Raw genomic sequence first — 22,990 nt, 5'->3', positions numbered from 1 at the left:
TCAAATCGCGATTTGGTGAGGGCGGCGGCGCGGCCTGGCGGCCGTCTCGCGCTTGTGTGAGCCGCATCACGGATCGTCGCGCGCTGCCCGCGTAAAGCTTCGTCATGCAAGGGCGAGCCCGATCGCCCGGAGCTTACGAGGATACGGACATGACGCAGGTCTATTTCCACTGCTCGAATACACGTGGCGTGTTGATGGATCGCCGCGGCACCTCGGTGACGGGCCTCGCCGAGGCCTGCGAGGCGGCGACCTGCATGATGCGATCGCTGGTCGCAACCGCCAGCCTGGAAGATTGGCGTGACTGGGCGGTGCATGTCAGCGACGAGGCCGGCGAGGAGATCGTCATCCTGTCCTTCGCATCCGTTCTCGGCAAACCGCACTGAGAGGAAGCCATGCTGTCGCTGCAGTCATTGCTACCTCTGCGCCGCGGCCTGAACACGCTCGCGACCGGCTGGCAGAATTTGATCGCGCGAATGCGCGATCCCTACCGGCCCGAGCTGCACTACATGCGCGGGCCGGGCCCCAAATGGCGTGCGAAGCATCCCATCCACGCCGCGTCAGCCGGCTGAACGCGGAGATCCAATTTAGAACGATCCCAGGAAATTGCGCTGAAGGCCGAGACGCATCGTCGCAGTTCGCGGACGCTCTCGTTGCGTGATCGCAACACGACCGACGATAAGTCCAACACTGGACGGGTTCTAATCGCCGCGCGACTGCACGCTTCGTTCATCGTGTTAGTGACGGCAAGAATGAAGACTGGTAATTAGGTAGCGAAGTTGACTGCGACGACCAAATCCCTGCGGCGATGGGGCGCCGTCCACAAATGGACCAGCCTGATCTGCACATTGTTCATGCTGCTGCTGTGCATCACCGGCCTGCCGCTGATCTTCCATGACGAGATCGACGATCTCCTGCACAGCCAGGTCAAGCCGACCGAGGCGCCCGCAGGCACGCCGCCGGCCGATCTGGATCATCTGCTCGCCAACGCGCTCGCGCGCGCGCCGGGCAAGGTGCCTCACTTCCTGATCTGGGATCGCGACGAGCCCGGCGCGATGTGGGTCAGCGTTGGTCCGACGATCGACGCCGATCCGACCAACAACCTCCTGATCCGGATGGATACGCATACCGGTGCCTATCTCGATTCCCCCGACGTGACCGGCCGCTTCACCTACATCATGCTGAAGCTCCACACCGACATGTTCGCGGGCCTGCCCGGCAAGCTGTTCCTTGGATTGATGGGGATCCTGTTCTGCGTCGCGATATCATTTCCGGCATCGTCGTCTACGCGCCGTCGATGCGGAAGCTGCGCTTCGGCGCCTACCGTGCGCAGCGGACCCGCGTCGTGCGCTGGCTCGACGTCCACAATCTCGCCGGCATCCTGCTGGTGGCCTGGACGCTTGTGGTCGGCTTCACCGGCGTCATCAACACCTGGGCGGACCTCGTCCTCAAGATGTGGCAATTCGGCCAGCTCGCCGAGATGACCACGCAATACAAGGACCGGCCGGTGCCGTCGAAGCTGACCTCGCTGAACGGGGCCGTTGAGGTTGCGAGGCACGCGGTGCCTGGAATGACGCCGAGCTTCGTCGCATTCCCGGGGACCCTGTTCAGCAGCAAGAGCCACTACGCGGTGTTCCTGCACGGCGATACGCCGCTGACCTCGCGGCTGCTGAAGCCCGCGCTCATCGATGCGGAAACCGGGACACTGACCGACAGCCGCGATATGCCCTGGTATGTGTCGACGCTTTACGTCTCACAGCCGCTGCATTTCGGCGACTACGGCGGCATGCCGCTCAAGATCGTCTGGGCGCTGCTCGACATCCTCACCATCTTCATCCTCGTCACCGGCGTGTATTTGTGGATGCGCCGGCGCAAGGCGGGCGTCAGCCAGGAACGCGCCATCGCCAACGCCGCGTCCATCGACAACCCCGCGCTCACGTCGTGACATCAGCATGGTCGCACATCGTTCATTGACCGAGATCTTCGCCGCCCCGCTCGTCATCGCGATCGTGAGCACGGTGGGATTGATCAGCGCGCTGGTCGGCGACGGCTGGTGGGATGCCGTCTCCTGGGTGGCGCTCGGCCTGCCCGTGCTGCTCTATCTGCTGTTCATCTGGCTGCGCCGACCGAATTGATCAGGCTGGCTGGATCGCGGTTCGACGATGGGCGGCTAGGTCCGGCTCAAGACGACTGTCGCGCGCTCGATGAAGAAGCGGCGGCTTCGTCCGCGACGTCTCAAGACGCCTGTCCGGACGGACGACCAGCTGCTGCGTTCGACGCGCTAGACCCGCGCTTCCGCGCGCAGTGTCGTCTCGATCTCGCCGAGGATGCGCGCCAGCCGCTCGGCCCATGCCGTCTCGCCGGCCTGGTCGGAGATCAGGTCCTGGCGGATCTCGATGCCGGAATTCATCAGGCCGCGCTTTTCGCCATGCACGGGGATCGTGTAGTCGGTCTCGTCGCTGACCGCATAGGGCTCGTTGTCGCCGACCACGAGATCGCCCTCGCTGCGCAGATGCTTCAGCAGCAGCGGCGGCAGCGCCTTGTCGCGGTGATAAAGCGTGCCGATGTGCCAGGGACGCGCGATGCCGGCGTAGACCGGCGTGAAGCTGTGCAACGACACCAGCACCGTCGGAATGCCCTGACGCGTACGTTCGTCGATGATCTCGTCGATGCGCTGGTGATAGGGATCGAAGATCTGCGCGCGGCGTATCTCGGCGGCTTCGCGCGACAGACCCTCATTGCCGGGAACGGTGGTGGCTTCGCTGATCAGTGGTACCGCGCCTGCGACATGCGGCGGACGATTGCAGTCGATCACGAGCCGCGAGTAGCGCTGCGCGATCAGGTGCGCGCCGAGCAGGTCGGAGAGCTGGGTTGCGACGCCGGCGATGCCGATGTCCCAGGCGATGTGCCGGACGAGCTCGCTTTCGGGCAGGCCGAGGTCGCCGAGCGGGGAGGGAATCAGCCTGCCATAATGATCGCAAGTCAGAAGGAACGGCGAGCGGCCGCCAGGATTATGTTCAAGAACCGGTGAAACATCGGTGTTTGTCAGCAGAAAGAACGGGCCACCGGCGTGATTCACGGGCTTTTTCCTCAACTTTGCCTATTCAAGGGGCATGCTGGTTTGGAATCAAGCAGCATTCTCTATAGATTTAGCGGCCCAAATCACGATGATTGTTTGAAGATGCCGCTCCTGACTATCCATCACAAGACCGTTTATCGCTATGCGCGCCCGGTGGCGTTCGGCGAACACCGCATCATGCTGCGCCCCCGCGACGGCCATGATCTGCGGGTGCTCGACAGCGCACTTGTGATCGACCCGCAGCCGATGTCGCTGCGCTGGATCCACGACGTGTTCGGCAACAGCGTCGCGATCGCCACCTTCGACGAGCGCGCCGACACGCTGTCGTTTGTCTCGACCGCGACGGTGGATCACAATCCGGCCGAGAGGTTCGCGCTGACGCCGGACGACGCCGCCTACTTCTATCCGTTCCTCTACGACGATGAGGAATTCCCCGACCTGCAGCAGTTCATCACGCCGCAATATGGCGACCCGAACGGCGAGCTGTCGGCCTGGGCGCGGCGCTTTCTCGATGTCGAGGCCCCGACCCTGACGTTCAAGATCCTGAGCGACATGACGCACGGCATCCGTGAGGCGTTCAGCTATCGCAAGCGCTTTGAGCATGGCACCCAGCATCCGCTCGATACGCTGCGGACGCAGTCCGGGACCTGCCGCGACTATGCGCTGTTCATGATCGAGGCGCTGCGCCGGCTCGGCATCGCCGCGCGCTTCGTCTCCGGCTATCTCGCCATGCCCACCGACAGCGCGCATGGCTATGTCGGCGGTGGCTCGACCCATGCCTGGGTGCAGGTCTATCTGCCGAGCGCCGGCTGGATCGAGTTCGATCCGACCAACGGCATCGTCGGCACGCGCGATCTGATCCGCGTCGCTGTCGCGCGCGATCCCCGCCAGGCGATCCCGCTGCACGGCGTCTATCTCGGCCCGACCGATGCCTTTCTGGACCTGGATATCGACATCAAGGTCGTGTCGGTCGGCGAGAATGCGGCGGAGCGGGAGACGGCCTGACGATGCAGATCAAGGTCGGCTTCGAGATCACCTACACAGCTCCGCAGCCGACCCCGATGGTGATCATGCTGTCGATCCATCCGTCACGCTACGCCGATATCGTCGGCACCGAGAGCATTGCAGCCGAGCCGAATGTCCCGATCGGCCTCTATCGCGACGGCTTTGGCAATGTCTGCGGGCGTCTGGTCGCCCCTGCCGGTGGTGTCACCTTCCGCGGCAGCGCGCTGGTGCGGGATTCCGGGCTGCCCGATGTCGTCAATCCGGCGGCACAGCAGGTTCCGATCGAGCAATTGCCTGATGACATGCTGCTCTATCTGATGCCGAGCCGCTATTGCGAGACCGACAAGCTAACCGATGTCGCCTGGTCGCTGTTCGGCAACACGCCGCAGGGGTGGGCGCGGGTGCAGGCGATCACAGACTTCGTGCACCACCATGTGACGTTCGGCTACGAGCACGCCCATCACATGAAGTCGGCGCATGACGTCTACGAAGGCCGCGCCGGCGTCTGCCGCGACTTCGCGCATCTGGCGCTCACCTTCTGCCGCTGCATGGGTATTCCGGCGCGCTACTGCACCGGCTATCTCGGCGACATCGGTGTCCCGCCTGATCCCGCGCCGATGGATTTTTCCGGCTGGTTCGAGGTCTATCTGTCGGGCCAGTGGTACACCTTCGATGCCCGCCACAACACGCCGCGGATCGGCCGCATCCTGATGGCGACCGGCCGCGACGCTGCCGACGTCGCGCTCACCACGAGCTTCGGCCGCATGACGCTGACGAAGTTCGTCGTGGTGACCGACGAGGTGGTGGCGGCTTGAGTAGGTCTCTCGTCATTGCGAGCCAACGGGTCGCGCGAATGCGCGCCCGATGACAGGCTCCGCGAAGCAATCCATTGAGCCGCGAGCTGAAAGCGCGGTATGGATTGCTTCGTCGCTTCGCTCCTCGCAATGACGGCTGTACAAGTTCTGATGATCTCCGACCTTCTCTTCGTCTACGGCACGCTGATGCGCGGCTTCGACCATCCGATGGCGAAGCTGCTCGCAGGCAACGCCGAATTCCTCGGGCCGGCGCAGTGTCGCGGCCGGCTCTACCTGGTGAAGCACTATCCGGGCCTGGTCGTATCGGACGATCCCGCCGACATCGTGCACGGTGAAATGTTCCGCTTGCGCGAGCGCGAAGCCATGCTGCGCGAATTCGACATGTACGAAGCCTGCGGTGAAGGCTTTCCACCGCCGACCGAATATGTCCGCGAGATGCTTGCTGTCACGCTCGCCGACGGCAGCGTGAGCGAGGCGTGGACCTATCTTTACAATTGGCCGGTCACCGAGCTGCCGCGGATCGCGTCAGGAAAATTCCTCGAGCACTGACTGCTTCACACTTCCCGCTCGACCCGGATGTCGACCTCGCGCTCGACATAGCTCCATTCCTCGGTCGCGCGCAGCATGCCGACCAGCTCGTCGAACAGGGCGACATGCTCGGGGGCGAATTCGAACCAGGTCAGGAAGTCGAAGGGCATGCCAAGGTCGCGGGCGTGAAACAGCTGGCGGGCGATGGCGGGGAGGAATTTCAAGGTGCCGGCGATATGGTGCGACTTGTCCTCGAAGATCTCGCGGCGCTCCTGCTGCGTCAGCTCCCACCATGCCGCAGATTTTCTGATCGGGATCAGCGCCGCGTGCGTTGCCTCGCTGCGGCCGAGCCCGGCCTGCACGGCGGCAAGCTTCTCGCGCTCTTCCTTCTCGGTGTAGCGCAGATAGCTGGCAACGCCGGCGAGCCGCCAGGAGGTCTGCGCCGGCAACAGCGGCAGCGCGATCGAGTCGCTCGCAACGATCGACAGCGCCGCGACCTTCGGCAGCGTCTCGCCCTTCACCCGCGTGATGGAGGTGACCGTCCAGCCGCCGCTCTGTCCGCCCCTGAATGTCGTGAACATGGCGCTATCCAATCCCGGAAGCGGGGAGGGGGCAAGCTTGCCGTGCAGGCTCTCCACCGTGGATTCGGGGGTAGCCCGCTCGACGGAGCCGTGACGGACCAGGCCTGTGAATAGCCCGGAAAAGCCCCACATTGTTCGGCATGCCCGGCCGAGCCGCTATATGGCTAACCGGTTGTCCGCGATTCGCCGCCCGAGCCCAGAATCACCCTGATGCGTTTCACGCCCGAATTCCTCGATGAGCTGCGCGCCCGGCTTCCGTGTCTCGGAAGTCGTGGGCAGGCGCGTCAAGCTCAAGAAGGCCGGGCGGGAGTGGAAGGGGCTGTCGCCGTTCCAGCAGGAGAAGACGCCGTCGTTCTTCGTCAACGACCAGAAGCAGGCCTGGTTCGACTTCTCGTCCGGGCTGAACGGCAACATCTTCGACTTCCTGATGAAGACCGAGGGCGTGACTTTCCCCGAGGCGGTGGAACGTCTCGCCGCGATGGCGGGTGTCCCGCTGCCGGCCGTAACGCCCGATGCGGCGCGCCACGAGCAGCATCGCCGCACCCTGCACGACGTGATGGAACTGGCGACAAAGTTCTTCGCCGACACGCTGGCCTCGCGAGGCGGCGCCAAGGCGCGCGGCTATCTCGCCGACCGCAGCATCTCGTCGGCGACCCAGCTCCAGTTCCGGATGGGCTATGCGCCGCCGGATCGCTTTGCGCTGAAGGAGCATCTCGGCGCGCAGGGCATCTCCACCGAAGACATGGTGGAGGCAGGGCTTCTGGTGTCCGGCGAGGACAAGCCGGTGCCGTTCGATCGCTTCCGCGACCGCGTCATGTTCCCGATCACGGATGGCCGCGGCCGCGTCATCGCGTTCGGCGGCCGCGCGCTGGAGAAGGACGTTCCGGCCAAGTATCTGAACTCGCCGGAAACCCCGCTGTTTCACAAGGGCGACAATCTCTACAACCTGTTCACCGCGCGCCAGGCCGCGCATGTCGGCGCGCAGCTGATCGTCGTCGAGGGCTATGTCGACGTCATCGCCATGGTCACCTCGGGCTTTCCCGGCGCCGTCGCGCCGCTCGGCACCGCGCTGACCGAGAACCAGCTGGCGCTGCTCTGGAAGATGGTGGACGAGCCGATCCTCTGCTTCGATGGCGACCGCGCCGGCCAGAAGGCCGCCTATCGCGCCGCCGACCTTGCCTTGCCCCAGCTCAAGCCGGGAAAGAGCCTGCGTATTGCGCTGCTGCCGGAAGGGCAGGACCCCGACGATCTCGCGCGCTCCGGCGGCCGCGGCGCGATCGAAGATGTGATCGGCGCCGCGAGGCCGCTCGCCGAAATGATCTGGTCGCGCGAGATCGAGGGCGGCAATTTCGACACCCCCGAGCGCCGCGCAGCATTGGAGGCGCGGATCGGCGAGCTCACCAATGGCATCCGCGACGAGGTGGTGCGCCGCTATTACCGGCAGGACCTGCAGGAGCGGCTGCAACGCAACTTTGCCCCGGAGGGGGGACGCGGCGGTTACGGCCGCGGCGGCTACGGCAACAGGGGCAATTTCGGCGGTGGCCGCGGTGGCGAATCACCCCGCCAGTTTGCCCCGCGCGGCCCGGGCCAAGGTCGCCAAGCCGGCCGGTTCGGCGCCAAGGGCGGTGCCAACCCCTGGTTTTCACGGGGCCCCTATCAGGCCGCGAGCCAGCAACTGGCCAACAGCCCGATCATGCGCGGCCAGCGCAGCGCGATCTCGAGCCGCGAGGCGCTGATCCTGCAATCCCTGATCAATCACCCCTGGCTGCTGCACGACCATCTCGAGGAGGTGGCGGCGCTGGAGCTCGCCCATCCCGAGGCCCACAAGCTGCGGGCTGCCATCATTGCCGCCTTTGCCCACGACCATCACCATTCCCCTGACGTCGAGGAGCAGGCCGAGAAGATGCGTTCCGACCTCGAGGCGGGCGGATTATCGCATATTCTTCAAAGGGTTGAGCGGGCGATCACAACCCAGGCGGTGTGGGGGGCGCAGATCGGCGCCGCGCGCGAGGATGTTTTATCGACCTGGCGTCAACTCGTTGCCTTGCATCAGAAAACCCACGCCTTACTTAGGGAAAGAAAAGATGCGGAAGCGGCTTTGGCTGAAGACTCAAGCGAGGCCAATCTGGCATGGTTGCAGGATATCCAGGCCCGGATGGCAGAAGCCGACGGGACCGAAGCCCTGATTGAAGGGTTCGGCGAATTATCGGGCCGGTTCCAGCGTAATGTCTGATAACAAAAATGCTGCGGACGGCGCTGGCCGCACCCGCAAAAAGACTCGCCAAATCCATGGTTTGGCTGCAAAAACAGGGTTAAGCGAAACTTAATAGCCTCGCGGCTATTTCAAGATGGAAACCGTCGAGACGGATGACAGGGGTGGCGATAGTGTGCGCCGCCCTTTGTGCGTCGAGAGAGTAAATCTAGATTTCGTGCGGATGCGCGTGCGTGGCGCCATCTGGCATGACCGCGTTTCGGGAGCTTAGTGAATGGCCACCAAGGCAAAGACGCTGCAGGTTAAGGACAAGGAAAAAGACGACAAGGCAGCGGATGCTCCTGAGAAGGATGCCGCTGACGCGCCGTCGCCGTTGCTCGACCTGTCGGATGCCGCGGTGAAGAAGATGATCAAGCAGGCCAAGAAGCGCGGCTTCGTGACCTTCGATCAGCTCAACGAAGTGCTGCCCTCCGACACGACCTCGCCCGAACAGATCGAAGACATCATGTCGATGCTCTCGGACATGGGCATCAACGTCACCGAGGCGGATGACAGCGAAGGCGAGGACGAGAAGGACGACGGCGACGACGAGACCGACAACGAGCTCGTCGAGGTCACGCAGAAGGCCGTCACCGAGGTCAAGAAGTCGGAGCCGGGCGAGCGCACCGACGATCCGGTGCGCATGTATCTGCGCGAGATGGGCACGGTGGAATTGCTCTCCCGCGAGGGCGAAATCGCCATTGCAAAACGCATCGAGGCCGGCCGCGAGGCGATGATCGCGGGCCTCTGCGAAAGCCCGCTGACCTTCCAGGCCATCATTATCTGGCGCGACGAGCTCAACGAAGGAAAGATCTTCCTTCGCGACATCATCGATCTCGAAGCCACCTATGCCGGCCCCGAGTCGAAGGGCGGCATCAATCCGAACCTGATCGGCAACAACGGCGCCGAGGGCGCCGCCGCTGAAGGCAATGGCGGCGATGTGCAGGCCGGCGCGCCGGCCCATGTCGCGCCGCCCGCAGCGCCGCCGGCGCCGACCCCGTTCCGCGCCGCGCCCGCCGGTGGCGAAGCCGGCGTTGAGGAGAAGGATCCGGCCGAAGCCGCCGCCGAGTCCGACATGGACGACGACGAGTTCGAGAACCAGATGTCGCTCGCCGCCATCGAGGCCGAGCTGAAGCCGAAGGTGGTCGAGACTTTCGACAAGATCGCGTCCGAATACAAGAAGCTGCGCCGCCTGCAGGAGCAGGACATCGCCAACCAGCTGCAGAGCGAGTCGCTGTCGCCCTCGCAGGAGCGCAAGTACAAGAAGCTGAAGGACGAGATCATCGTCGAGGTGAAGTCGCTGCGCCTCAACCAGGCCCGCATCGATTCGCTGGTCGAGCAGCTCTACGACATCAACAAGAAGCTGGTCTCGTTCGAGGGCCGCCTGCTGCGCCTCGGCGACAGCCACGGCGTCGCGCGCGAGGACTTCCTGCGCAACTACCAGGGCTCGGAGCTCGACCCCCGCTGGCTCAACCGCGTCTCCAAGCTGTCGGCCAAGGGCTGGAAGAACTTCGTCCATCACGAGAAGGACCGCATCAAGGACCTGCGCCACGAGATCCAGTCGCTGGCGGCGCTCACCGGGCTCGAGATCGGCGAATTCCGCAAGATCGTGCACGGTGTGCAGAAGGGCGAGCGCGAGGCCCGTCAGGCCAAGAAGGAGATGGTGGAAGCCAACCTCCGTCTCGTGATCTCGATCGCCAAGAAGTACACCAACCGCGGCCTGCAATTCCTCGACCTGATCCAGGAAGGCAATATCGGCCTGATGAAGGCGGTCGATAAGTTCGAATATCGCCGCGGCTACAAGTTCTCGACCTACGCCACCTGGTGGATCCGGCAGGCGATCACCCGCTCGATCGCCGACCAGGCCCGCACCATCCGCATCCCCGTGCACATGATCGAGACGATCAACAAGATCGTCCGCACCTCGCGCCAGATGCTGAACGAGATCGGCCGCGAGCCGACCCCGGAAGAGCTCGCCGAGAAGCTCGGCATGCCGCTGGAGAAGGTCCGCAAGGTCCTGAAGATCGCCAAGGAGCCGCTGTCGCTCGAAACTCCTGTTGGTGACGAGGAGGATTCGCATCTCGGCGATTTCATCGAGGACAAGAACGCGATCCTGCCGATCGACGCCGCGATCCAATCGAACCTGCGCGAAACCACGACGCGCGTGCTGGCCTCGCTCACCCCGCGCGAGGAGCGCGTGCTGCGCATGCGCTTCGGCATCGGCATGAACACCGACCACACGCTGGAAGAAGTCGGCCAGCAGTTCTCGGTCACCCGCGAGCGCATCCGCCAGATCGAAGCCAAGGCGCTGCGCAAGCTGAAGCACCCGTCACGGTCGCGGAAGCTGCGGTCGTTCCTCGACAACTAATGTCGTCATTGCCGGGCTTGACCCGGCAATCCATCGAAACAAAAACGGCGGGCCTAGGCCCGCCGTTTTTCGTTATGATGAGGCAATCTGTCCGCGCGCGCTACTTCTTCTTGGCGCCGACGCGCTCGATGGTCTTGATCTCGAGCGGCGGGCGGCCGCCCTTTTCGGCGATCTCGCGGTCCTGCTCGCGCAGGAAGGCGCGCGCCGGCTCGTCGCCGTCCAGGCCGCCCAGCAGCTCCGAGGGCACGCGGCGGTTCGAGCGCTGCGAGCCGTCTTCATAGAAGACGTTGAAGAAGGCAAATTCGCCTTTGGGATTGGTCCCGGGTTTTTTCGGCATGGGCGGCTTGTCTCCGATCAGGCCGCCGCTGTCAAAGCAAATTACCTGCCGCTCGTGCCGATCTGCCCTGCATGATTCGGCGGCGTACGGCCCTTGCGCAAGGCGGGGCGATGCCTCAGCCCTCGAACAGCACGAACGCCGCCCACACGCTCGCGTCCCTGGCGCCCGCGACCTTGCCGTCGCGCGCATCGCGCCGGGTCTGGCGCAGCGCATCCGAATAGGTCAGGCCCTCCGCCAGGTGCTCATAAAAGCGGACGGTGAAGTTGGCGGTGCCCTCGTCGGCGACCGGCCACAGCGTCAGCATCGCGCGCGGCGGGCGCCGGCGATGCCGAGCGCGGTCGGCAGGCCGCGCAGGCCGCTGACAAAACTCTCGTCACCGCGGCCGGTCTCGCAGGCCGAGAGCACCAGCAGATCGAGGCCGGACAGGTCCCAGTCCATCACCTCGAACGCATAGAGATAGCCGTCCTTGTCGTCGCGCAGCGGCCACCGGCTGTCGCCGGCGCCGGACAGCACGATGCCGCTTTGCCAGAGCGTGTCGAGGCCGGACGCCGTGCTGTCGTGATAGAAGCCGTGGGTCGCCAGATGCGCAATGCGGGCCTTGCCGATCGCCTCGCGCAGCACAGCTTCGCTGACGCCGCGCCCGGTCAGCATCTCGACCGGCGCGCCGCGCGCGCGGGCGAGCTTGGCGATCGCCTCGATCTCGGCCTTCGTGCCGGGCAGGGGCATCGGCCCGGGCTGGCCGTATTCGAGGCCGCCGGCGAGCAGCATCGCGCCCGTCCGGTCGAGCGTCTCGCGCGCATGGATTGCGATCAGCGCTTCGGGGCTGGTCAGCATCCGGATGGTGTACCTGTCCTCGAGCAGCCCGCCGTCGGCGCCGGGCAGCAGCGAGAACGGCACGGCAAACAGGAAGCCGTCCGGCACCACATAGAGCGTGGTCTTGTCCTTCAGGACAGGCTCCAGCGGCGCGAACAGCCGCGCGCGGAGGTTCTGGAAGCGGCCTTTGCTGTCGAGCGCCTTGTCGTCGGGCACCTTGTCGTCTGCTGCCTTGGCATCGCGATCCGGCGCGGCGGCCTGCGTCGCACGCAACCGCGCGATCTCGGTCCGCACGCCGGTGTCGACCATCCGGCCGGGATCGCCGAGATCGATCACGCGCGGCTCGCTCGTTGCGGTCTCGACGATGGCGTAAAGCACGGTCGCCGCCAGCGGCTGCTTCGACTGGCGGTCCGCCTTCCATTGCCGCGTGATGAAGTAGTTGATGACGGCTTCGTCAGGCGCGAGCAGCTGCGAGGGGCGGATCGGGTCCTGCGGCAGCTTCACGCCGATCGCATCGAGCCGCTTGTTCAGCGCCTTCTCGGTCGCGTCCTGCCGCTGCCACACGGACCTCGCCCAGTCGTCGATATTGCCCGAGGAGAACAGCTCCTGCTTCTCGCCGTTGAGCCGCAGCGCCGCGCGCAGCAGCGCCGCGGTCTCCTCGTCCTTGCCCGCCATTTGCGTCTCGAGCTGGCGCAGCGCCGTGGCGTCGCCGCCGCCGAGCGTCTTCCAGCGCAGCACGGCGGCGGCAAAGGCTGGCTGTGCCACCGACGATCCGGCGGAGGTGGCGAAGCGGCCGAACGCGAACAGCAGATGGTCGGCATGGGCGCGGATTGCCTCCGCGACGGCGCGATCGCCTGATGTGCCGACCTCGCGCTTCATCCAGTCGAACATCTCGCGGTCGAGCGCGGTGAACGCGCGCACCGCGCGGTTCGGATCGGTCGCGATCAGCGCCACCGCGATGCCGAGCTTGATCTCGAAGCTGAGCGGATGCTGCGCGGTGAAGGCGCGGGTCGAAATCGCAAACGCGGTCTCGCGCAGCCGCATGCCCTTGTCGGGTTCGCCGCGCTGCTCGCGCTGGCCGGCGGCCAGCACCGCGGCCTTGATGCGCAGGAAGTCCGCAAAATTCTCCTCATTGGCGACGATCGCCTCCAGCCGCTCCAGGTCGGCTTGCGGCATCGCGGCGTCGCCGGTGGCGAGCATGTCGGTGTAGAACAGCCACGCATCGGCCTGGCCGGCGAAGCTCGGATCCTTCGGCGCAAGCACCGTCGCGATCGCGCGATGCCGGCGGAAGTAGCGGCGGGCGTCGTCGAAGCGGCCGAGATTGAGAAAATCCTGTCCGGCGTTGTTGACCGTCACCAGCGTATTGAGATGGTTCTCGCCGTAATGTTTGGCGCGCTTCTCGATCGCGAACAGATCGAGCTCGAGCGCCTTCGCCGGCGCGCCGATCTCGCGCAGCATGTCGGCATAATTGTTGGCGAGCTTCCAGGTGGTGCGGTGGTCGGGCCCCAGCGCCTTTTCCGCGCGCTCGAAATTGCGCCGGCCGATATTGGTCGCCGACGCCGCCGAGCCGTTGGCCGACAGCGCCACCGCGAGCTTGTCGCTCGCGATCAGCGATTCCTCGGAGCCTTCGCCCCAATAGGCGTTGAAGGCCGCGATCGCTTTCATGTAGAGCGGGACCGCCTCCGCGATCCTGGCGTGGTCGGATATGAGGATCGCGTACATCAGGAGCACATCGGCATTGCCGGGCGGCGATTGCGCGGCAGCCTTGCCCTGGAACGCCCGCACGAACAGCTTCTCGGCGAGGTCATCGCGTTTCACCGCGCGCAGCGTGGCTGTCGCGTCGAAATATTGCTCCATGACGAACTGCGCGTCGTCGAGCTTGTCCGCCGCATCCAGTGCCGTAAGCAGCTGTGCATAGCCCGCGTCGAACTTGCCGCCGCGCGTCAGCGCAATGGCGTTCTTCATCTGCACGGCGATCGCCTGCGTGCTGCCGGCGCCTTGCGCCGGCGTGCGCTTGGCGCGGGTGTCCTGCGCTGCGGCGGTGTCGATCGGTCCGATCAGAACAGCGCCGAACACGAGGATGATACTGAGCGATGCGGCAACCCTGCGCGCACGTACGAACCCCCCGGTGATCATCATCGATGGCACATCCTCATCGTGTCGTCCGTCATCGGATCGCGTTCCTCGCAAATGACGGCTTCGTCGCATCAGGCCCACGACGCTTTAGCGGCGCGCCTTTGCATGAACAAGACACGGCGGCCGGTCGCGCGTGGCGCGGAACCGGCGAGCCGAACTCGTGCTTCTTGGTCGCCGCCAGCGCCTCCGGCGTTCACGCATCGCGCCTCGAATTGCTCCGCCGCCATGCCGTGCACCGCCGCTTGCATGCCACCGGCATGGTCAAGCCATCGGATGATGTTACCGCCGGCATGCCGGCTGGTTATGCTGTACGCATCGGGCTGGCTCCGGGAGCGGCAGCCCGCGCGCAAGTCGCCGCACGTTGCCGGCGACCGCCTTTCGCTTCGGAATAGAAACGCGCGCCGGTCGAAAGCTGAGGTTTTGCTGACCATCGTCACTTGCACCGTCCGGTTCGATTCGCGTATGAGGCGCATCCTTCCTTTTCTGCAACTTTTACTTTGATTGAAGGCGCCCCGCCGATGTCCAACGCCACCCTCGACGCCAACAAGGCGCTGGTGCTCGCGCATTGCGACGCCGTGACCAATCGTCTCGATCCCGATGCGATCCGCGCGCAGCTGGCGTCCGACTTCTTCGACCATGCCGCCGGCAAGCGGATGAGCGCGGATGAAGTGATCGCGCATGCGACGGCCATGCACGAGACGTTCGCCGACATGTCGGCGGTGGCGGAATGCCTGGTGGCCGAGCGCGACATCGTCGCCGGCCGCTTCGTCTGGCGCGGCCGGCACCGTAGCCCGTGGCGCGGCATTGCCCCGACCGGCCGCCACGTCGAATTCCGCGGCATGACGTTCTGGCGGATTCACGACGGCAGGATCTCCGAGCGCTGGGCCGAAATCGACTTCGTCGATCTGGAGCGCCAGCTCAGGGATTGAGGGAAATCTGCACAACTCCGCCGCGCTGCGACCGTGATCCACGGCCATCGTCCGCGGCGTGCATCACAAGCTGACACCAGTCAGACCGATCGCGAGCGCCGCGGCCAACTGGCCGCCTCGCCGCTTCATCACCGGCGAGCATCGCCTCGGCCTGTTCATGGCCCAGCGCCGCTGGACCGCGGGTCTCTACGAATTCCTGCGCTTCGGCGTGAAGCAGGCCTGGGCCTGCCTGTTCGGCAGCATCGCGGTGGCGCTGATGATCAGCGCCTGGCGCTTCTATCCGCCGGACGCGGCGCTTTCGCGCTACGATTTCCTGTTTCTCTGCATGCTCGCCGTTCAGGCCGCGCTACTGGCAGGAAAGCTCGAGACATGGGAGGAGGCCAGGGTCGTCCTGATCTACCATGTCGTCGGCACGGCGATGGAGATTTTCAAGACCTCGGTCGGATCCTGGATCTATCCGGAGTCCAGCATCTTCCATATCGGCGGCGTGCCGCTGTTCTCGGGCTTCATGTATTCCTGCATCGGCAGCTACATCTGCCGCTGCTGGCGACTGTTCGATTTCCGCTTCTCGCAGCATCCGCGCCGCCTCGGCCTGATCGTCCTCAGCGTCGCGATCTATGTCAACTTCTTCAGCCATCACTACGTCATCGACCTGCGCTGGCTGCTGTTCGGCTGGGCGATCTGGCTGTTCGGCCGCGCCAGCGTCCATTTCAAGGTCTGGACCAGCTACCGCTCGATGCCGCTGCTGCTCGGCCTCGTGCTGGTGGCGCTGTTCATCTGGTTCACCGAGAACATTGGCACCTTCACCAAAACCTGGCTCTATCGTCGCAGCGGCTCGGCTGGTCGATGGTCTCGATCGACAAGCTCGGCTCCTGGTTCCTGCTTCTGATCATCAGCTACACGCTGGTCAGCCTGGTCAATCCGCCGCGGAAGTGGAGATTCGAGAATGCGGGTGCCGGCGTGCGGCGGCGGGACGACGAGGTCACCGGTCAAGCGTCGGTGCCGATGCTTTGACTGCTTCGTTTGCTCCGTGGCATGATCGGCCATTCGAAGCAGGAGGGATTGTTGCATGCTCAGGTGTCGTTTGGCGGTTGTATTCGGCGCCTTGCTGCTTGCCACCCCCTCCTATGCCGCCCGCTGCGGCGGCAGTTTTCCGGCCTTCGTCCAGTCGTTCTCGCAGGAGGCAGCCAGCGCCGGCATCCAGCAGGACGTGATCTCGCAGGCGCTCGGCGGTGTGCAGCAGGACGGCGGGGTGCTCGCCTTCGACCGGCGGCAGCGCTACACCTTCAACAAGACCTTCGAGCAGTATGTCGCAACCCGCGTTGGCGCCGGGCGCATCAATGGTGGCCGCGCCATGTTGCAGCGGCACGCCGCGCTGCTCTCGAAGATCGAGCAGCAATACGGCGTGCCGCGCCAGATCCTGGTCGCGATCTGGGGGCTGGAGACCGATTTCGGCAAGGGCGACATGGGCAAGCTGCCGGTGTTCCGCGTGCTGGCCACGCTGGCGCATGATTGCCGCCGCACCGACCTGTTCCAGGGCGAGCTGCTCGCCGCGCTCAAGATCCTGCAACGCGGCGACCTCAGGCTCAACGACATGATCGGTGCCTATGCCGGCGAGATCGGCCAGACGCAATTCCTGCCGTCGTCCTACATCAAGTATGGCGTCGATTTCGACGGCGACGGCCATGTCGATCTGCGCCACTCGGTGCCGGACGTGCTGGCCTCGACCGCGAATCTCTTGCACTCGAACGGCTTCAAGATGGGCGCGCCCTATGGCGAAGGCAGCGCGAATTTCGAGGCGATGCGCGAGTGGAACAGGGCGGTGATCTATCGCAAGACCATCGGGTACTTTGCCGATCAGCTCGTGGGACGGTGACGAGGAGCTGCGGTTAACTCCACCCGTCATTCCGGGGCTCGCGAAGCGAGAACCCGGAATCCATCGGGCCGCAAAATCCGTGGTGGAATGGATTCCGGGCTCAGCCCTGCGGGCTGCCCCGGAATGACGAGTTGAGAATGAGTGACGTCCCATGGAAACCATCGGCAGCCAAAAAATCTGGTCGTTCTTTGACCGCCGCGGATGCCAGATCGCGAAGAACGCGGCGGTGCGGGAGGGGCCGGGCCATCGCGTTGGCTCCTATCTCGAGCTCGCGACCAAGATCGCCGAGTTGCAATTCCTCAACCGCGACCATGTGCTGCTGTTTCGCGGCCAGGGCGCCGATTTCAGGAACGTCAAGCGCAACTCGTCGCTGAAGCCGACGCTGTTCCGGGCCGGCCGCGGCAATCCGGACCGCGCGACGCTGGCGTCGCGGTTCGCGGCGCTGGCCCGCGCCGAGCAGATCCTGATTGCGGAATACGCGAAAGCAAAGCTGCTCGGGCTGGAGCGGCTGAAACGGCATCGCATCCTGCGCTGGTCGATCCTGCAGCATTACGAGGTCTGCACCACGCCGCTGCTCGACGTCACCCATTCGATCCGGATCGCGGCGTCGTTTGCGTCGCTGGCGGAGACCGGCACCGCCTTCCTCTATGTGCTCGGCGTGCCGAACCTCAGCGGCGCGATCACCGCGAGCGCCGAGGCCGGCCTGCAGATCGTGCGGCTCTCCAGCGTCTGCCCGCCGGCGGCGGTGCGGCCGCATATCCAGGAGGGCTATCTGCTCGGCGAATATCCTGAAATGTCCGGCACCGAGCAGAAGGAGAACTATTTCCCCTACGAGATGGATTTCGGCCGGCGGCTGGTCGCAAAATTCTTGTTCGCGCCGGCGTCGTTCTGGAAGAACGACAATTTCCCGCAGTTCACGAAGAGCGCGCTCTATCCGTCGGAGCGAAGCGATCCGCTGTTTCGGCTGGCGCTCGGGGTGAAGAAGCAGTTGGAAGGGTAAGGTATGCGTTGGGCGGATTAGCACAGCGTTGAAGATGAATCACCGTCACCCTGAGGAGGCCGCGCAGCGGCCGTCTCGAAGGGTCGACGGCCACCGGTCGGGCCGTGCATCCTTCGAGGCTCGCTGCGCTCGCACCTCAAGGATGACGGATCTGATGAGTTCGCTGGGACGACGGGTGTGTGCCGCGTCTGCGCTGCAGGGCCTCACGCCGCGCCGCCGCACATTCAACCGGCCCTCGCCGCCTCGCGCGCCAGCCGCCGCGCCGCCGTCTTCTCCATCAGCCGCTGCATCACCTTCCAGTAGGTCGCGGGGCGGAAGCGTTGCAGCAGGTCCATGAAGCGGGCGTCCTTGCCGATCAAGATGCGCGGCTGGTTCTTCTCGATGCCGGCGATGATGCGCTGCGCGGCTGCGGTCGGCGTGGTCCTGGCCAGCGCGTCGAAACGCTCGATCGCTTCGGATCGGCGGGCATTGTCGGTGATGCCGGCGCCGGTGCGCGAGTTGCGCGCGATGTTGGTGGCGACGCCGCCGGGATGCACGACGGAGAGCCGCACCGGGCTATTCGCCACCGCAAGCTCGTGGCGCAGGCTTTCCGAGAAGCCGCGCACCGCGAACTTGGCCGCGCAGTAGGCACTCTGGCCGGGCGGCGCGAGAATGCCGAAGATCGAGGAGATGTTGACGATATGCGCCTCGCGCTGCCGCGAAAGCAGCGGCAGGAAGGCGCGGCTGCCGTGCACCACGGCCCAGAAATTGATGTTGAACAGCCACTCCATCTGCGCCTGCTCGATCTCGTCGAACTGGCCGAGCAGCGCGACGCCCGCATTGTTGACCACGATGTTGAGCCCGGGATGGGCGGCACTGGCGGCCTCGGCAAATGCCGTGATCTGCCCGGGCTCGCTGACATCGAGGCGATGCACCGTGACCTTGCGCGGGCTCGCCTTGGCGATCTCGGCGGCGGCGGCCTGCAGGCCGGCCTCGTCGCGGTCGGCGATCGCCAGATCGCAACCGCGCAGCGCCAGTTCATGCGCGAGCGCGCGGCCGATGCCGCTGGCGGCCCCGGTTACGGCGGCGGCAGATCCAGAGATCGCGGTCATGTCAGGTCAGCTCCATCTCAACGAGGGGGCGGGAGCCGTGAGGAACACGGCGGGTTTCCCCATTTTTTCAGATTGGAACCGAACTATCCAGCGCCCAGGTGTTTGACCCTCGTCACACTCTCAAACCGAGGCATTCAACCCAAGGGAGGCCCAGCCATGGGACAATCGAGACCCTGTCGTGCGAAGGCCCTGGTTGTCGAAGACGACCCTATGCAGCGCCAGATGATCGAATTGCTGCTCGAGGAGAGCGAGTTCGAGGTCATCTCCTGCGAGAGCGCGGAGGCCGCGGAATTGGTGCTGCGGAGCAACGGCGACAGTGTCGTGTTGATGTTGACGGATGTCGAGTTGGCCGGAAACATGACCGGCGTCGAGCTCGCCTATGTCGCCAAGATTTACAGCCCCGATCTCGATGTGATCGTGACCTCGGGCAAGCCGCTGCGGCAGCGCCTGCCTGACGGCGCGACGTTCTGGGCAAAACCCTGGGCGCCGCTGGACGTGATCCGCGTCGCCGAGACGAAGGCGTCGGCGCTGTCGGGCGGTGGGGTCCGCAGGTTCTGACAAGACCAGGTCCTGACAAGCCCAGGGCCCTCATAACAGAGTTGTCAGCGCGGGGGAGGAGCCGCCAGCCGGTGGCTGCTTCCGCCCCGGGGGCGGGACGTGATATTGGCGGCTGATGTCCCTGGGGATTTTGAAATGACCTGGTCCTTCCTGCTGACCACCCTGATCGTGGTCGCCTCGCCCGGCACCGGCGTGCTCTACACCCTGGCGGTGGCGCTGACCCGAGGCTCGCGCGCGAGCGTGGCGGCGGCGTTCGGCTGCACGCTCGGGATCGTGCCGCAGATGATCGCGGCGATGCTCGGCCTTGCCGCCATCCTGCACACCAGCGCGATGGCGTTCGCGGCGCTGAAATGGGGCGGCGTGGTCTATCTGCTCTATATGGCCTGGCAGGCGCTGCGCGAGCGCGGCGCGCTCGCCGTCGACACCGAGATCAAGCCGCGCTCGAGCGGGCGGGTGATCGTGACCGCGATCCTGATCAACATCCTCAATCCAAAGCTGTCGATCTTCTTCCTGGCCTTCCTGCCGCAGTTCATCGCCGTCGACGAACCCCACCCGCTGGCGCGGATGGTCGAGCTCAGCGGTGTGTTCATGGCGATGACCTTTGCGGTGTTCGCAGTCTACGGGCTGTTCGCGGCGTCGGTGCGCGACCGCGTCATCACCCGCCCGAAGGTGATGGCCTGGCTGCGGCGCAGCTTTGCCGCGGGCTTTGCCCTGCTCGGCGCCAAGCTCGCCTTCGCGGAGCGCTGAGTTCGCATTGCCTCGCGCCTTGCGGCAGGCAATAAAAAAGCAGGCTTTGCGCCTGCTGCCTTGCGTCCCTGCCTGGATGGTCTGGATCGGGTGCCCGGGCAGGGCATGAGCCGCTACCCGGGCGAGAAATTGGTTACTTCTTGGCGGCCTTCTTCTTGGTGGCCTTTTTCGCCTTCTTCGCCTTCTTCGCTTTCTTAGCCATAGTATCCTCTCAGGGTTTAATGGATTGAACGCGACTCCGAGGCATGCTTGGCGGAGGGCCAGCCTCGCAACATCCTCAGTATCAAACTCAGCAGATTCGGAGGCTGCTGCCGCGTGCTGTCACTGCACTGTCATCGTGTTATCCACAGCTGTTACGTGTTTTCGCCAGTTTTTCGTCAGTGTGCGCGTGTCACGTGTCGCGGCGGCGTCGCATCCGTCATGCTTAACGACGCGCAAACGGCCGGTGCGCCGATCTTCATCAATTCAAAACCACAGCGCGGATTGGCGCGTGGCGGGTGAGAGTCCGTTAAGCGGCGCGGCCGCATCCTGTCCCGCAAGGCAACGGGGATTGCCATTGGGAGAAACGCCCCAGGGGCGGACGGTCATTTCAGGAGAGGCGAGGCCGATACGGGTCTCGAACAGGGGCGATGTTGAGCGTTCCGACGCTTTGGACGGTATTCGTTATCAATTTTCTCGCGCTCGGCCTGATCTGGGCCTATGTCGCGCGCAGCTATCCAGCTTTCGGTGCGGCGCGGTTCTGGACCGCGTCCACCTTCGTCGCGTCCGCCGGCGCCGCCTGCGCGATGCTCCGCGTGATGATGACGGACTCGCTTCTGCCGCTGCTTGCGGCAGGGACGCTGATGGTGTTCGCCGCCGGCCTTGCCGCGATGGGCATCGAGCGCTTCTACGGCAAGCCGGTCGGCTGGCGCAGCACCGCGCTGTCGACCGTATTCGCCTGCGCCGGCCTCGGCTTCTTCATCTTTGCCTATAACAGCATGCCGATGCGCATCCTGGTCTACACCGTCGCCCAGGTCATGCCGTTTGCGTTGACGCTGAAGCTGTTGCTGTCGCCCGAGAACGGCCGCGTCAGCCCCGGCGCGCGCCTTGCCGGCATCGTCGCCTCGGTGCTGATCGGCATCTATGCGCTGCGCCTCGTCGGCGCCTTGCTGCAGCCCGGCGAGTTCTCCTTCGTTCGCTTCAGTGCGAGCCAGTCGCTGGTGATCCTGCTGATGGTGTTCCTGTCGATGGCGCTCAATTTCGGCTTCCTGCTGATGGCGATCGACCGGCTGCGCAACGAGGTCGCCGACCTCGCGCTGCTCGACGATCTCACCGGCGTCGGCAACCGCCGCCATCTGTTGCAGCGGCTGACCGAGGAATGCGCGCGCTCCGACCGCAACGGCGAGGCGTTCGCGCTGTTGGTGATCGACCTCGACGGCTTCAAGGGCATCAACGACACCCATGGCCATGCCGCCGGCGACGCCTGCCTGCAGCACTTCACGCTGATGGCGCAGACGAGGCTCCGCCCGGGCGACATGCTGGCCCGCACCGGCGGCGACGAGTTCTGCATCGTGCTGCCGTCCTCGACGCTGCGCGAGGGCGCCATGATTGCCCGCCGCGTGCTGGAAGTCTGTCGCGCCGACGCCGAGCAGTGCACCGGCAATGACATTCCGATCGCGGTCTCGATCGGCGTTGCGCAATGGACCCGCGAGATCGGCCTGCATCCCGACCGCCTGGTCGCCGCCGCCGACCATGCGCTCTACGACGCCAAGAAGGGCGGCAAGAACGGCTACGCGACCTATGAGCCGAAGCTGCCGTCCGAGATGGTCGCTCTCGTGGAGGAGACCCTGCGCAAGCGCGCCTGAGCGTGCTAGCGAGGGGCCACACTGGATCTCTCCGTGATGATGCCTCGCCTGCTCACCGCACTCCTTGCGCTCGTGCTGTCCTCCGCCGTATCGGCCGAAACCGATCTTGCAGCGATCGCGCGATCGCAGGGTACGCCCGAGATTCCCGGGTTGAAGATGGTGTGGTTGTCGCCTTGGGGCGAAGTCGCCAAATCCCATCCGTGGCGCAACATCATCGTCCACCAGACCGAAGGCCCGGCCGGCTCGGCACGAAATGGCGCCGCCGAGCAGCACAGGAACCCGACCCGCCGCGGCGTGATGGTTTGGGTCGAAACCGACGGCACGGTCTATTGGGCGATCGCCGACAATCTGGTCCCAACCCATACCGATGGCGCCGACCGCAACGACAACAAGTACATCGACAACAGCAAGACCTATCGCCAGGTGAACAAGGACACCTCGATCGGCGTCGAGTTCGCCGGCAATTTTCCCGATGTCACGAGGGGCCCGACCGAGGCACAGATCGCCGCCTGGCGGGTGCTGGTGAAGCTGCTGCGCGCGCGTTACGGCATCCCGCTGGAGCGCGTCTACGCGCACAACTGGATCGACTTCAAGGACGCCCGCTATTGCGAAGGCTGCGCGCTCGCGACCATGGCGCGGGAGTGGGGAGAATAGGGCGCGTGCTCATTAAAATCCGGGACGCCCGCTTCGGGGACGAAGCGGACACGCGGTCTAGACCGCGGGGATGTCGCCTTGTGACCCCGACACGGACATTGGGACGCCGTGGTTTTGCTTTCCCAAGCCGTTCATCAGTATTAAATTTCGCGGAAACCGTTCCGCCAACGGCGGTCGGAGGAAACTATCGCTGGATTGTCGGTTGAAGTTCCGGGAACAACGGAGGCTTCGGAAATGAAGAAAGCAGCATTGGCGTTAGTGACCGCTGCCACCATCGGTGTCTCTGCCTTGGTGGCCCCATCACCGGCCCAAGCGTGGCGTGGTGGTGGCTGGGGCGCTGGACTCGCGGCCGGACTAATCGGAGCGGCGGTAGTTGGTGGC

The 22,990-nt window shown here is 65.1% G+C and carries 20 protein-coding genes and 3 pseudogenes; 17 read left to right on the top strand and 6 right to left on the bottom strand.

Annotated elements, in window-relative coordinates; all coding sequences use genetic code 11:
- Positions 1–149: 149 nt before the first annotated feature.
- From ACVWW1_RS23445 to ACVWW1_RS23430, 4 genes and pseudogenes are all read left to right on the top strand, one after another.
- Positions 150–383 (top strand): DUF6894 family protein, encoded by a 234-nt coding sequence (locus ACVWW1_RS23445; RefSeq protein WP_207832620.1) that lies wholly within the window; start codon positions 150–152, stop codon positions 381–383.
- A gap of 9 nt (positions 384–392) precedes the next feature.
- Positions 393–569: a hypothetical protein gene (locus ACVWW1_RS23440; RefSeq protein WP_176529337.1), complete on the top strand. Its 177-nt coding sequence runs from the start codon at positions 393–395 to the stop codon at positions 567–569.
- Between the two features lie 282 nt (positions 570–851).
- Positions 852–1,942: pseudogene (locus ACVWW1_RS23435) on the top strand (PepSY-associated TM helix domain-containing protein).
- Between the two features lie 7 nt (positions 1,943–1,949).
- Positions 1,950–2,132: a hypothetical protein gene (locus ACVWW1_RS23430; RefSeq protein ID WP_456657586.1), complete on the top strand. Its 183-nt coding sequence runs from the start codon at positions 1,950–1,952 to the stop codon at positions 2,130–2,132.
- A 146-nt stretch (positions 2,133–2,278) separates the two neighbouring features.
- Here ACVWW1_RS23430 and ACVWW1_RS23425 read toward each other — a convergent pair whose 3' ends face one another.
- The gene (locus tag ACVWW1_RS23425) at positions 2,279–3,076 is read right to left on the bottom strand and encodes an N-formylglutamate amidohydrolase (RefSeq protein WP_456657585.1); all 798 of its coding nucleotides are present in this window, start codon (positions 3,074–3,076) and stop codon (positions 2,279–2,281) included.
- Between the two features lie 102 nt (positions 3,077–3,178).
- Between ACVWW1_RS23425 and ACVWW1_RS23420 the strand changes: the two genes are divergently transcribed.
- The 3 genes from ACVWW1_RS23420 to ACVWW1_RS23410 all read left to right on the top strand — a co-directional run bounded on the left by ACVWW1_RS23420 (position 3,179) and on the right by ACVWW1_RS23410 (position 5,445).
- Positions 3,179–4,081: a transglutaminase family protein gene (locus ACVWW1_RS23420; protein ID WP_456657584.1), complete on the top strand. Its 903-nt coding sequence runs from the start codon at positions 3,179–3,181 to the stop codon at positions 4,079–4,081.
- Positions 4,082–4,083: 2 nt separating this feature from the next.
- Entirely contained in the window at positions 4,084–4,896 is an 813-nt protein-coding gene (locus ACVWW1_RS23415) for a transglutaminase-like domain-containing protein (protein WP_456657583.1), read from the top strand.
- A gap of 150 nt (positions 4,897–5,046) precedes the next feature.
- A complete protein-coding gene (locus ACVWW1_RS23410; protein ID WP_207832608.1) occupies positions 5,047–5,445 on the top strand; it encodes a gamma-glutamylcyclotransferase family protein in 399 nt (132 codons plus the stop codon).
- 5 nt (positions 5,446–5,450) lie between these two features.
- On the opposite strand, the gene ACVWW1_RS23405 is transcribed toward ACVWW1_RS23410, so the two are convergent.
- Positions 5,451–6,005 carry a chlorite dismutase family protein gene (locus ACVWW1_RS23405; protein WP_207832606.1) on the bottom strand — a complete coding sequence of 185 codons (555 nt, stop codon included), beginning with the start codon at positions 6,003–6,005 and terminating at the stop codon, positions 5,451–5,453.
- Between the two features lie 210 nt (positions 6,006–6,215).
- Between ACVWW1_RS23405 and dnaG the strand changes: the two are divergent.
- Positions 6,216–8,238, top strand: a pseudogene (gene dnaG, locus ACVWW1_RS23400) (DNA primase).
- Positions 8,239–8,491: 253 nt separating this feature from the next.
- Positions 8,492–10,624 (top strand): RNA polymerase sigma factor RpoD, encoded by a 2,133-nt coding sequence (gene rpoD, locus ACVWW1_RS23395; RefSeq protein WP_092124161.1) that lies wholly within the window; start codon positions 8,492–8,494, stop codon positions 10,622–10,624.
- Between the two features lie 100 nt (positions 10,625–10,724).
- On the opposite strand, the gene ACVWW1_RS23390 is transcribed toward rpoD, so the two are convergent.
- From ACVWW1_RS23390 to ACVWW1_RS23380, 3 genes are all read right to left on the bottom strand, one after another.
- Complete coding sequence (locus tag ACVWW1_RS23390; protein ID WP_092124162.1) at positions 10,725–10,961, bottom strand: hypothetical protein; 237 nt, start codon at positions 10,959–10,961, stop codon at positions 10,725–10,727.
- Positions 10,962–11,076: 115 nt separating this feature from the next.
- The gene (locus ACVWW1_RS23385) at positions 11,077–11,265 is read right to left on the bottom strand and encodes a CHAT domain-containing protein (protein ID WP_456657582.1); all 189 of its coding nucleotides are present in this window, start codon (positions 11,263–11,265) and stop codon (positions 11,077–11,079) included.
- Positions 11,259–13,913: a CHAT domain-containing protein gene (locus ACVWW1_RS23380; protein WP_456657581.1), complete on the bottom strand. Its 2,655-nt coding sequence runs from the start codon at positions 13,911–13,913 to the stop codon at positions 11,259–11,261. Before ACVWW1_RS23380 ends, ACVWW1_RS23385 begins: the two co-directional genes overlap by 7 nt.
- 515 nt (positions 13,914–14,428) lie before the next feature.
- On the opposite strand from ACVWW1_RS23380, the gene ACVWW1_RS23375 reads away from it, so the two are divergent.
- The 4 genes and pseudogenes from ACVWW1_RS23375 to ACVWW1_RS23360 all read left to right on the top strand — a co-directional run bounded on the left by ACVWW1_RS23375 (position 14,429) and on the right by ACVWW1_RS23360 (position 17,715).
- The gene (locus ACVWW1_RS23375; RefSeq protein WP_456657580.1) at positions 14,429–14,839 is read left to right on the top strand and encodes an ester cyclase; all 411 of its coding nucleotides are present in this window, start codon (positions 14,429–14,431) and stop codon (positions 14,837–14,839) included.
- Between the two features lie 70 nt (positions 14,840–14,909).
- Positions 14,910–15,853: pseudogene (locus ACVWW1_RS23370) on the top strand (DUF817 domain-containing protein).
- A 55-nt stretch (positions 15,854–15,908) separates the two neighbouring features.
- Positions 15,909–16,715: a lytic murein transglycosylase gene (locus ACVWW1_RS23365; RefSeq protein ID WP_456657579.1), complete on the top strand. Its 807-nt coding sequence runs from the start codon at positions 15,909–15,911 to the stop codon at positions 16,713–16,715.
- 151 nt (positions 16,716–16,866) lie between these two features.
- Positions 16,867–17,715, top strand: a complete 849-nt coding sequence (locus ACVWW1_RS23360) for an FRG domain-containing protein (RefSeq protein WP_456657578.1) — start codon at positions 16,867–16,869, stop codon at positions 17,713–17,715.
- Between the two features lie 224 nt (positions 17,716–17,939).
- Here ACVWW1_RS23360 and ACVWW1_RS23355 read toward each other — a convergent pair whose 3' ends face one another.
- A complete protein-coding gene (locus ACVWW1_RS23355) occupies positions 17,940–18,806 on the bottom strand; it encodes an SDR family NAD(P)-dependent oxidoreductase (protein WP_456657577.1) in 867 nt (288 codons plus the stop codon).
- Between the two features lie 156 nt (positions 18,807–18,962).
- Here ACVWW1_RS23355 and ACVWW1_RS23350 point away from each other — a divergent pair, with 156 nt between their 5' ends.
- The 4 genes from ACVWW1_RS23350 (at position 18,963) to ACVWW1_RS23335 (ending at position 22,609) form a co-directional block, all read left to right on the top strand.
- Positions 18,963–19,364 (top strand): response regulator, encoded by a 402-nt coding sequence (locus ACVWW1_RS23350; RefSeq protein ID WP_173638463.1) that lies wholly within the window; start codon positions 18,963–18,965, stop codon positions 19,362–19,364.
- 135 nt (positions 19,365–19,499) lie between these two features.
- On the top strand, positions 19,500–20,111 hold the full coding sequence (locus ACVWW1_RS23345; protein WP_212313278.1) for a LysE family translocator: 612 nt from the start codon (positions 19,500–19,502) through the stop codon (positions 20,109–20,111).
- Between the two features lie 629 nt (positions 20,112–20,740).
- On the top strand, positions 20,741–21,955 hold the full coding sequence (locus ACVWW1_RS23340) for a GGDEF domain-containing protein (RefSeq protein WP_176529353.1): 1,215 nt from the start codon (positions 20,741–20,743) through the stop codon (positions 21,953–21,955).
- A 36-nt stretch (positions 21,956–21,991) separates the two neighbouring features.
- The gene (locus ACVWW1_RS23335) at positions 21,992–22,609 is read left to right on the top strand and encodes a peptidoglycan recognition protein family protein (protein ID WP_456660660.1); all 618 of its coding nucleotides are present in this window, start codon (positions 21,992–21,994) and stop codon (positions 22,607–22,609) included.
- The last annotated feature ends 381 nt before the right edge of the window (positions 22,610–22,990 follow it).

The sequence above is a fragment of the Bradyrhizobium sp. JR3.5 genome, from assembly GCF_054057015.1.
The sequence above is the reverse complement of the archived record's forward strand: the minus strand, read 5'-3'. Positions and strand labels throughout refer to the sequence as shown.

Excerpts from the sequence above, each read along its gene's own strand:
- ACVWW1_RS23355 (WP_456657577.1), bottom strand. The coding sequence starts at position 18,806 with ATGACCGCGATCTCTGGATCTGCCGCCGCCGTAACCGGGGCCGCCAGC.
- ACVWW1_RS23440 (WP_176529337.1), top strand. The coding sequence starts at position 393 with ATGCTGTCGCTGCAGTCATTGCTACCTCTGCGCCGCGGCCTGAACACG.
- ACVWW1_RS23445 (WP_207832620.1), top strand. The coding sequence starts at position 150 with ATGACGCAGGTCTATTTCCACTGCTCGAATACACGTGGCGTGTTGATG.
- ACVWW1_RS23345 (WP_212313278.1), top strand. The coding sequence starts at position 19,500 with ATGACCTGGTCCTTCCTGCTGACCACCCTGATCGTGGTCGCCTCGCCC.
- ACVWW1_RS23420 (WP_456657584.1), top strand. The coding sequence starts at position 3,179 with ATGCCGCTCCTGACTATCCATCACAAGACCGTTTATCGCTATGCGCGC.
- ACVWW1_RS23350 (WP_173638463.1), top strand. The coding sequence starts at position 18,963 with ATGGGACAATCGAGACCCTGTCGTGCGAAGGCCCTGGTTGTCGAAGAC.
- ACVWW1_RS23360 (WP_456657578.1), top strand. The coding sequence starts at position 16,867 with ATGGAAACCATCGGCAGCCAAAAAATCTGGTCGTTCTTTGACCGCCGC.
- ACVWW1_RS23380 (WP_456657581.1), bottom strand. The coding sequence starts at position 13,913 with ATGATGATCACCGGGGGGTTCGTACGTGCGCGCAGGGTTGCCGCATCG.
- ACVWW1_RS23375 (WP_456657580.1), top strand. The coding sequence starts at position 14,429 with ATGTCCAACGCCACCCTCGACGCCAACAAGGCGCTGGTGCTCGCGCAT.
- ACVWW1_RS23430 (WP_456657586.1), top strand. The coding sequence starts at position 1,950 with ATGGTCGCACATCGTTCATTGACCGAGATCTTCGCCGCCCCGCTCGTC.
- ACVWW1_RS23405 (WP_207832606.1), bottom strand. The coding sequence starts at position 6,005 with ATGTTCACGACATTCAGGGGCGGACAGAGCGGCGGCTGGACGGTCACC.
- ACVWW1_RS23410 (WP_207832608.1), top strand. The coding sequence starts at position 5,047 with ATGATCTCCGACCTTCTCTTCGTCTACGGCACGCTGATGCGCGGCTTC.
- ACVWW1_RS23415 (WP_456657583.1), top strand. The coding sequence starts at position 4,084 with ATGCAGATCAAGGTCGGCTTCGAGATCACCTACACAGCTCCGCAGCCG.
- rpoD (WP_092124161.1), top strand. The coding sequence starts at position 8,492 with ATGGCCACCAAGGCAAAGACGCTGCAGGTTAAGGACAAGGAAAAAGAC.
- ACVWW1_RS23390 (WP_092124162.1), bottom strand. The coding sequence starts at position 10,961 with ATGCCGAAAAAACCCGGGACCAATCCCAAAGGCGAATTTGCCTTCTTC.
- ACVWW1_RS23340 (WP_176529353.1), top strand. The coding sequence starts at position 20,741 with ATGTTGAGCGTTCCGACGCTTTGGACGGTATTCGTTATCAATTTTCTC.
- ACVWW1_RS23335 (WP_456660660.1), top strand. The coding sequence starts at position 21,992 with ATGATGCCTCGCCTGCTCACCGCACTCCTTGCGCTCGTGCTGTCCTCC.
- ACVWW1_RS23385 (WP_456657582.1), bottom strand. The coding sequence starts at position 11,265 with ATGCTGACGCTGTGGCCGGTCGCCGACGAGGGCACCGCCAACTTCACC.
- ACVWW1_RS23365 (WP_456657579.1), top strand. The coding sequence starts at position 15,909 with ATGCTCAGGTGTCGTTTGGCGGTTGTATTCGGCGCCTTGCTGCTTGCC.